Source organism: Mycobacterium sp. 852002-40037_SCH5390672, assembly GCF_001665875.1.
Classification (GTDB): Bacteria; Actinomycetota; Actinomycetes; order Mycobacteriales; family Mycobacteriaceae; genus Mycobacterium.
Map to the genome: position 1 here is coordinate 164456 of NZ_LZTA01000008.1, position 9244 is coordinate 173699.

General features: G+C 68.3%; 7 protein-coding genes. All 7 read left to right on the forward strand.

Annotation, left to right across the window (positions count from 1 at the left end; genetic code table 11):
* The first annotated feature begins 2 nt into the window (after window positions 1–2).
* The 7 genes from A5782_RS02740 to A5782_RS02770 all read left to right on the forward strand — a co-directional run bounded on the left by A5782_RS02740 (window position 3) and on the right by A5782_RS02770 (window position 9166).
* Entirely contained in the window at window positions 3–473 is a 471-nt protein-coding gene (locus A5782_RS02740) for a GNAT family N-acetyltransferase (protein WP_067094746.1), read from the forward strand.
* A complete protein-coding gene (locus tag A5782_RS02745; RefSeq protein WP_067094749.1) occupies window positions 470–2311 on the forward strand; it encodes a magnesium chelatase subunit D family protein in 1842 nt (613 codons plus the stop codon). The genes A5782_RS02740 and A5782_RS02745 overlap by 4 nt, the downstream gene beginning before the upstream one ends.
* 29 nt (window positions 2312–2340) lie before the next feature.
* The gene (gene cobO, locus A5782_RS02750; protein WP_067094752.1) at window positions 2341–2955 is read left to right on the forward strand and encodes a cob(I)yrinic acid a,c-diamide adenosyltransferase; all 615 of its coding nucleotides are present in this window, start codon (window positions 2341–2343) and stop codon (window positions 2953–2955) included.
* The gene (locus A5782_RS02755) at window positions 2949–4379 is read left to right on the forward strand and encodes a cobyrinate a,c-diamide synthase (RefSeq protein WP_082942749.1); all 1431 of its coding nucleotides are present in this window, start codon (window positions 2949–2951) and stop codon (window positions 4377–4379) included. The genes cobO and A5782_RS02755 overlap by 7 nt, the downstream gene beginning before the upstream one ends.
* A 119-nt stretch (window positions 4380–4498) precedes the next feature.
* Window positions 4499–5704 (forward strand): uroporphyrinogen-III C-methyltransferase, encoded by a 1206-nt coding sequence (gene cobA / locus A5782_RS02760; RefSeq protein ID WP_067094757.1) that lies wholly within the window; start codon window positions 4499–4501, stop codon window positions 5702–5704.
* Window positions 5705–5737: 33 nt separating this feature from the next.
* The gene (locus A5782_RS02765; RefSeq protein WP_067094760.1) at window positions 5738–7345 is read left to right on the forward strand and encodes an MFS transporter; all 1608 of its coding nucleotides are present in this window, start codon (window positions 5738–5740) and stop codon (window positions 7343–7345) included.
* A gap of 63 nt (window positions 7346–7408) precedes the next feature.
* A complete protein-coding gene (locus A5782_RS02770; RefSeq protein ID WP_067094763.1) occupies window positions 7409–9166 on the forward strand; it encodes a proline--tRNA ligase in 1758 nt (585 codons plus the stop codon).
* Window positions 9167–9244 lie beyond the last annotated feature (78 nt).

Below are 9244 nucleotides of genomic sequence, written 5' to 3' on the forward strand. Positions count from 1 at the left end.
CAGTGACAGAAGCACTGCGACGTATTTGGGCCAAAGACCTTGATGCCCAAACACTTTACAAGCTACTCAAGCTCAGGGTGGAGGTGTTCGTCGTCGAACAGGCGATCCCGTATCCGGAGCTGGACGGGCGTGACCTCCTCGCCGAAACCCGGCACTTCTGGCTGGAAACCCCCGACGGCGAGGTGATCTCCACACTGCGGCTGATGGAGGAGCACGCCGGAGGCGAGAAGGCGTTCCGGATCGGGCGGCTGTGCACCAAACGCAATGCGCGCGGTCAGGGCCACACCACCCGACTGTTGCGCGCGGCCCTGGCCGAGGTGGGTGACTACCCGTGCCGGATCAATGCGCAGACCTATCTGGCGGACATGTACGCCCAGCACGGATTCGTTCGCGACGGCGACGATTTCCTCGACGACGGCGTTCCGCACGTGCCCATGTTGCGGCCCGGTTCGGGTTTGGCGGCCAAGCCGTGACGCCCTACCCGTTCAGCGCGATCGTCGGGCACGAGCAGCTGCGCCTGGCCCTGTTGCTGTGTGCCGTGCGGCCCGAGATCGGCGGCGCGCTCATCCGCGGCGAAAAGGGCACCGCCAAGTCGACGGCCGTGCGCGGCCTCGCGGCCTTGTTGTCCGACGCCACCGGCAGCGATGCCGGCCTGGTCGAAATGCCGCTCGGGGCAACCGAAGACCGGGTGATCGGCTCGCTGGACCTGCAGCGGGTACTGCGCGACGGTGAGCACGCGTTTTCGCCGGGCCTGCTGGCCCGCGCGCACGGCGGCGTGCTCTACGTCGACGAGGTCAACCTGCTGCACGATCATCTGGTCGATGTGCTGCTCGACGCCGCGGCGATGGGGCGGGTACACATTGAACGCGACGGCATCTCGCATTCACACGAGGCCCGCTTCGTGTTGATCGGCACCATGAATCCCGAAGAGGGCGAACTGCGTCCACAGCTGCTGGACCGGTTCGGACTCACCGTCGACGTTCACGCATCTCGCGACGTCGACGTGCGGGTGCAGGTCATCCGGCAGCGGATGGCTTACGAGGCCGACCCGGATGGTTTCGCCGAGCGTTATGCCGACGCAGACGCCGAGCTGGCCCGGCGCATCGCCGCGGCGCGCGCGCTGGTCGATGAGGTGGTGTTGCCCGACAACGAATTACGGCGCATCGCGGCGCTGTGTGCGGCGTTCGACGTCGACGGAATGCGCGCCGATCTGGTGGTGGCCCGCACCGCCGTCGCGCACGCCGCCTGGCGCGGCGCACACATGGTCGAGGAAGACGACATCCGGCTGGCCGCGGAACTAGCGTTGCCACATCGGCGCCGCCGCGATCCGTTCGACGATCCGGGCATCGACCGCGACCAGCTGGACGAAGCGCTGGCGCAGGCCGGCTCCGATCCGGAACCCGATCCCGACCCACCCGGCGGTGGTCAGTCCACGCAAACGGAACAGGAACCGCCACAACAGAACTCATCGGAAGGCGCCAAGCCGCAGCGCCCGCAGAGCAGGCCCAGTGCGCCGCCGTCGAAAACCTTCCCAACCCGCGCGCTGCGCGTTCCGGGTGTCGGGGAAGGCGCGCCCGGACGGCGGTCGCGGGCCCGCAACGCCAGCGGCAGCGTGATCGCCGCCACCGACGCGGACGACACGAGTTGCGGCGGGCACGGACTGCACCTGTTCGCCACCCTGCTGTCGGCCGCCGAGCGTGCCGGGGCGGGGCCGCTGCGACCACAGCCCGATGATGTGCGCCGCGCCGTGCGCGAGGGACGCGAAGGCAATCTGGTGATCTTCGTCGTGGACGCGTCGGGCTCGATGGCCGCACGCGATCGCATGGCCGCGGTCAGCGGTGCCACGCTGTCGCTGCTGCGCGACGCTTACCAGCGGCGCGACAAGGTTGCCGTGATCACGTTCCGTCACCAGGAGGCGCGGCTGCTGTTGCCGCCGACCTCGTCGGCGCACATCGCAGGACGGCGACTGGCCCGTTTCGACACCGGCGGCAAGACGCCGCTGGCCGAAGGCCTGCTGGCCGCGCGTGAGCTCATCGTGAGGGAGAAGGCGCGTGACCGGGCGCGGCGTTCCCTGGTGGTGGTGCTGACCGACGGCCGGGCCACCGCCGGGCGGGATCCGTTGGGCCGCACCCGAATCGCGGCGGCGAGGTTGGTCGCCGAGGGCACCGCCACGGTGGTCGTCGACTGCGAAACGTCCTTTGTGCGACTGGGCCTGGCCGAGCAACTGGCCCGCCAACTCGGCGCTCCGGCCATCCGGCTGGAGCAGTTGCACGCGGATTCCCTGACGCGTGCGGTGCGCGACGCGGCCTGAACCTGTCGGAGCGGAAAGGGTAAGCGCTGATGCCACAAGGTGTTCCACTGCAAGTTCCCGATGACGGCCTGACCACCCGGGCGCGGCGCCACACGCCCGTGCTGGCCGTGCACACCGGTGCCGGCAAGGGAAAGTCCACCGCCGCATTTGGAATGGCTTTGCGCGCCTGGAATGCCGGACTGTCCGTCGCGGTCTTCCAGTTCGTCAAAAGCGCCAAGTGGAAGGTGGGCGAGGAGGCGGTCTTCGCTCAGCTGAGCCAAGTGCACGATCAGCATTCGATCGGTGGGCCCGTCGAATGGCACAAGATGGGGGCGGGCTGGTCCTGGACCCGCAAGGCGGGCAGCGACGTCGATCACGCGGCGGCGGCGGCCGATGGATGGGACGAGATCGCGCGCCGGCTGGGCGATCAGCGTCACGACTTCTACGTGCTGGACGAGTTCACCTATCCGCTGAAGTGGGGATGGGTGGACGTCGACGAGGTGGTGGCGGCGTTGCTGGCGCGACCCGGTCATCAACACGTGGTCATCACCGGACGCGACGCCCCGCAGCGCCTCGTCGACGCGGCCGACCTGGTCACCGAGATGACCAAGGTCAAGCACCCGATGGACGTCGGGCGTAAGGGGCAGAAGGGCATCGAGTGGTGAGTGTTCCCGCCGTCGTCATCGCCGCTCCCTCGTCCGGCAGCGGAAAGACCACGGTGGCAACGGGTTTGATCGGTGCGCTGCGCCAGGCGGGTCACGCCGTGGCGCCGTTCAAGGTCGGCCCGGACTTCATCGATCCGGGCTACCACAGCCTTGCCGCCGGCCGGCCCGGCCGCAACCTCGACCCGGTACTGGTGGGGGAGAGCCTGATTGGCCCCCTGTACGCCCACGGCGCACAAGGCGCGGACATCGCCGTGGTCGAAGGGGTGATGGGGCTGTTCGACGGCCGGATCGGGTCCGCTGCCACGACTCCCGCGGCGGGATCAACGGCCCACGTCGCCGGCCTGCTGGGCGCGCCCGTCGTCCTGGTCGTCGATTCCCGCGGGCAGAGCCAGAGCATCGCCGCACTGTTGCACGGCTTCTCCACATTCGACACCGCGACCCGTGTCGCCGGTGTGATCCTCAACCGGGTCGGATCGGCCCGGCATGAGCAGGTGCTGCGGCAGGCCTGCGAGCACGCCGGTGTCCCGGTACTGGGCGCCATCCCTCGCGTGGCCGAATTAGAGCTGCCGACAAGGTATTTGGGCCTCGTTACCGCCGTGGAGTACGGGCAGCGGGCGCGCCTGGCGGTAGAGGCGATGACCGCCTTGGTCGCTCGACACGTCGACCTGTCGGCGATCGCTGCCGTCGCCGGCGGCCGGGTCGCGCAGCCGCCCTGGGATCCCGCGGCGGCCGTGGGGCAGACGCCCGACGGGAGCGCCACTGTCGCGGTGGCGGCCGGGAAGGCATTCAGTTTCGGCTACGCAGAACACGCGGAGCTGCTGGCGGCGGCCGGTGCCGACGTTGTCGAATTCGATCCGCTCGTCGACCCGTTGCCCGACGGCACCGATGCGGTGCTGCTGCCCGGCGGTTTTCCCGAACAGTTCACCGCAGAGCTCTCGGCCAACGACGTCGTGCGCCGGCAGATCAAAGAGTTGGCCGTCGCCGGGGCGCCGATACACGCCGAGTGCGCCGGGCTGATCTATCTGGTCTCCGACCTCGACGGCCATCCCATGTGCGGCGTGCTGGCGGGGGAGGCACGGTTCACTTCGCACCTGACCCTGGCGTATCGCGATGCCGTCGCCGTCGCGGATTCCTCGTTGTATACCGCAGGCCAGCGGGCGGTGGGGCATGAATTCCACCGCACCACAGTCACATTCAGCGAGGACTATCAGCCCGCCTGGATGTACCAGGTCGTCGGCCCCGACCGGCAGAGCGCTGCGGTGCGCGACGGGGCCGTGCACGCCGGTGTGCACGCGTCGTATCTGCATACCCATCCGGCGGCCGCCCCGGAGGCTGTGGCGAGCTTCGTCACACACGCGATCGCCACTAGGTCGATGGTGGCGACCCGCTGCGCCCGGCTTCGCCGCGCTGGCGATCGCCACTAGGCCGATGGTGGCGACCCGCTGCGCCCGGCTTCGCCGCGCTGGCGATCGCCACTAGGTCGATGGTGGCGACCCGCTGCGCCCGGCTTCGCCGCGCTGGCGATCGCCACTAGGCTTGCCGGGTGACCGAGAGCGCCTACCTTGTGGGGCTGCGGCTGACCGGCAAAAAGGTCGTCGTGGTCGGCGGCGGCACCGTTGCCCAGCGCCGGCTGCCCTTGCTCATCGCCAGCGGCGCCGACGTCCATGTCATCTCCCGCAGCGCCACCAGGTCCGTCGAAGCGATGACGGGAATCACGCTGGCATTGCGCGAATACCGCGCCGGCGACCTCGACGGGGCCTGGTACGCGATCGCGGCCACCGACGACCCCGAGGTGAACGAGGCCGTGGTCGCCGAGGCCGAAAGCCGCCGCATCTTCTGCGTCCGCGCCGACGTCGCCGTCGAGGGGACCGCAGTAACCCCAGCGTCTTTCGACTATGCCGGGCTGTCGGTCGGAGTCCTGGCCGGCGGCGAACACCGCCGGTCGGCGGCGATCCGCTCGGCCATCCGTGAGGCGCTACAGACCGGGCTCATCACGCCCGAGAGCCCGCTGGGCTCCGACGTCGTCAAGGGTGGCGTCGCGCTAGTCGGCGGCGGTCCCGGCGACCCGGAACTGATCACCGTGCGCGGCCGCCGTCTGCTGGCCCAGGCCGACGTCGTGGTGGCCGACCGTCTCGCACCACCGGAACTGCTCGCCGAATTGCCCCCGCACGTCGAAGTCATCGACGCCGCCAAGATCCCGTACGGACGGGCCATGGCCCAGGACGCGATCAACGACGTGATGATCGAGCGCGCCCGGGCCGGCAGCTTCGTGGTCCGCCTCAAAGGCGGGGACCCCTTCGTGTTCGCCCGCGGCTATGAGGAGGTGCTCGCCTGCGTTGAGGCCGGGATTCCGGTGACGGTGGTGCCCGGTGTGACAAGTGCCATAGGAGTGCCCGCTTTGGCGGGTGTTCCCGTCACGCATCGGGCGATCAATCACGAGTTTGTGGTGGTCAGCGGCCATCTGCCGCCCGGTCATCCCGAATCGTTAGTGAATTGGGATGCGCTCGCCGCGATGTCAGGAACGATCGTTTTGCTGATGGCGGTCGAACGCATCGAACTTTTCGTCGACGCTCTGATTAAAGGCGGTCGACCTGGGGATACTCCAGTGCTGGTCGTTCAGCACGGAACGACCGCCGCTCAACACACTTTGCGGGCTACGCTGGCCGACACGCCCGAGAAGATCCGGGCGGACGGTATCCGACCTCCCGCGATCGTCGTGATCGGCGCTGTGGCGGCTTTCGGGCTTTAAACGGTTCTTAAGATTACTGTAAGGTAACCCTTTATGACGGCTCTCAACGATGCAGAGCGCGCGGTGCAACATCTTGCTTCAGCGCGCCCCGATCGTCCGGCCCCGGTACGCGCTGGGGAGACCGCCTCCAACCCCCCGGCGCAGACCGCCTCAACGCGCATCAGCAAGTACTACCCGGCGTGGCTGCCCTCTCGACGCTTCATCGCGGCCGTTATCGCCATTGGTGGTATGCAGCTGCTCGCGACGATGGACAGCACCGTCGCCATCGTCGCGCTCCCCAAGATCCAAAACGAGCTGAGCCTGTCCGACGCGGGGCGCAGCTGGGTCATCACCGCCTACGTGCTGACGTTCGGCGGGCTGATGCTGCTAGGCGGTCGCCTCGGCGACACCATCGGACGCAAACGCACCTTCATCGTCGGTGTCGCGCTGTTCACCATCTCGTCTGTGCTGTGCGCGGTCGCCTGGGACGAGGCGACCATGGTCATCGCGCGTCTGTCGCAGGGCGTCGGGTCGGCCATCGCCTCGCCGACCGGTCTGGCGCTGGTGGCGACCACCTTCCCCAAGGGGCCGGCGCGTAACTTCGCGACCGCCGTGTTCGCCGCGATGACGGCGATCGGGTCGGTGATGGGCCTGGTGGTCGGCGGAGCGCTCACCGAGGTGTCATGGCGGCTGGCGTTCCTGGTGAACGTGCCGATCGGCCTGGTGATGATGTACCTGGCCCGCACCGCGCTGCGGGAAACCAACCGCGAGCGAATGAAGCTCGACGCCACCGGTGCCATGCTGGCCACCCTGACCTGCACCGCGGCCGTGTTCGCCTTCTCGATGGGGCCGGAAAAGGGCTGGGTGTCGATCACCACCATCGGCTCGGGAGTGGTGGCAATGGGTGCCGCACTCGCGTTCATCATCGTGGAACGCACCGCGCAGAACCCCGTGGTCCCGTTCGACCTGTTCCGTGACCGCAACCGGTTGGTCACGTTCACCGCGATCTTTTTGGCCGGCGGACTCATGTTCAGCCTGACGGTGTCCATCGGTCTGTACGTCCAGGACATCCTCGGTTACAGCGCGCTGCGCGCAGGCGTCGGCTTCATCCCCTTCGTCATCGCGATGGGAATCGGCCTCGGCGTTTCCTCGCAGCTGGTGTCCCGGTTCTCGCCGCGGGTGTTGACCATCGGCGGCGGGATCCTGCTGTTCTGGGCGATGTTGTACGGCTGGGCATTCATGCACCGCGGCGCCGCCTACTTCCCCAACCTGGTGCTGCCCATCGTGGTCGGCGGGATCGGCATCGGCATGGCTGTTGTGCCACTGACGTTGTCGGCCATCGCCGGCGTGGGTTTCGATCAGATCGGCCCCGTATCGGCGGTCACGCTGATGCTGCAGAGCCTGGGTGGGCCGCTGGTGCTGGCCGTCATCCAGGCGGTGATCACCTCGCGGACGCTGTATCTGGGCGGCACCACCGGACCGGTGAAGTTCATGAACGACGCGCAATTGTCCGCGCTGGACCACGGCTACACCTACGGGCTGCTGTGGGTGGCCGGCGTGGCCGTCATCGTCGGCGCCGCAGCGCTGTTCATCGGCTACACCCCCGACCAGGTTGCGCACGCCCAAGAGGTCAAGGAAGCGATCGACGCCGGGGAGCTGTAGCTCACCCGCACGGGCACTGCGCCCGTCACGGACGCCCTTCGCAGCACGCTAGGCTGGCCCGCTGTGATCACCCGGATGTCCCAGCTGTTTTTGCGCACCTTGCGCGACGATCCCGCCGACGCCGAAGTCGCCAGCCACAAGCTGCTGATCCGCGCCGGCTACATCCGGCCCGTCGCGCCCGGGCTGTACAGCTGGCTGCCGCTGGGATTGCGGGTGCTGCGCCGGATCGAGCGCATCGTCCGCGAGGAGATGAACTCCATTGGTGGGCAAGAGATCTTGTTCCCCGCCTTGCTGCCACGCGCGCCGTACGAAACGACGAACCGGTGGACCGAATACGGCGACTCGGTGTTCAGGCTGCAGGACCGCCGCGGCAACGACTATCTGCTGGGGCCGACACACGAAGAGCTGTTCACCCTCACCGTCAAAGGCGAATACAGCTCCTACAAAGACTTTCCGGTCCTGCTGTATCAGATCCAGAACAAATATCGCGACGAGGCGCGGCCGCGAGCCGGCATCCTGCGGGTCCGCGAGTTTTTGATGAAGGACTCCTATTCGTTCGACATCGACGACGCCGGCCTGGCGGCCGCCTATCACGCGCATCGGGAGGCCTATCAGCGCATCTTTTCGCGTCTGCAGGTGCGCTACGTCATCGTCTCCGCCGTGTCGGGCGCTATGGGCGGCAGCGCGTCCGAGGAATTCCTGGCCGAAAGCGCGGTCGGCGAGGACACCTTCGTGCGGTGCCTGGAATCGGGCTACGCGGCCAACGTCGAAGCCGTCGTCACCGCCCGCCCCGAGGCGCAGCCCGCGGAAGTCGTGGCCGGGCTGCCCGAGGCGGTAGTCCACGACACCGGCGACACCCCGACCATCGCCACCCTGGTGGACTGGGCCAACCAGGCGGACCTGGGCCGCACCGTCACCGCGGCCGACACGCTGAAGAACGTCATGCTCAAGGTGCGAGAGCCCGGCGGTGACTGGGAGCTACTGGCCGTCGGGGTGCCGGGCGACCGTGAGGTCGACGACAAAAGGCTGGGCGCGGCGCTGGAACCGGCCGAATACGCGTTGCTCGACGATGCCGACTTCGCCAAGTATCCATTCCTGGTGAAGGGATATATCGGACCGAAAGCGTTGCAAGACAACGGGGTTCGTTACCTGGTCGATCCGCGGGTGGTGGACGGCACCAGCTGGATCACCGGGGCCGACGAGAACGGGCGCCACGTCGTCGGACTGGTCGCCGGCCGAGACTTCACCGCCGACGGCACCATCGAGGCCGCCGAGGTGCGCGACGGCGACCCCTCCCCGGATGGCGCGGGCCCGCTGGTCTCGGCGCGCGGCATCGAGGTCGCGCACATCTTTCAGCTCGGCCGCAAATACACCGACGCCTTCACCGTCGACGTGCTCGGTGACGACGGCAAGCCGGTGCGCCTGACCATGGGCTCCTACGGCCTCGGGGTGTCGCGGATGGTGGCCGTCATCGCCGAGCAGCATCACGACGAGCTGGGCCTGCGCTGGCCGTCGGCGGTCGCACCCTTCGACGTGCATCTGGTGATCGCCAACAAAGACGCCGAGGCTCGCACCGGAGCCACCGAGCTGGCCGGCGAGCTGGACCGGCTGGGCGTCGAGGTGCTGCTCGACGACCGTCAGGCGTCACCCGGCGTGAAGTTCAAGGACGCCGAACTGCTCGGCGTGCCCTGGATCGTCGTGGTGGGACGAGGGTGGGCGGACGGCGTGGTGGAGCTGCGCGACCGGTTCGGCGGCCAAACCCGCGAACTGGCCATCGGAGCATCGTTGGCCACCGACGTCGCAGCGGTCCTCACCGGCTAGCTGTACCGGGCGGGCACGTTAATGACTGTCTGGGCTTGTGCTTGGGAGGACCTCCGGGCTTAGTGGAGATATCTGACG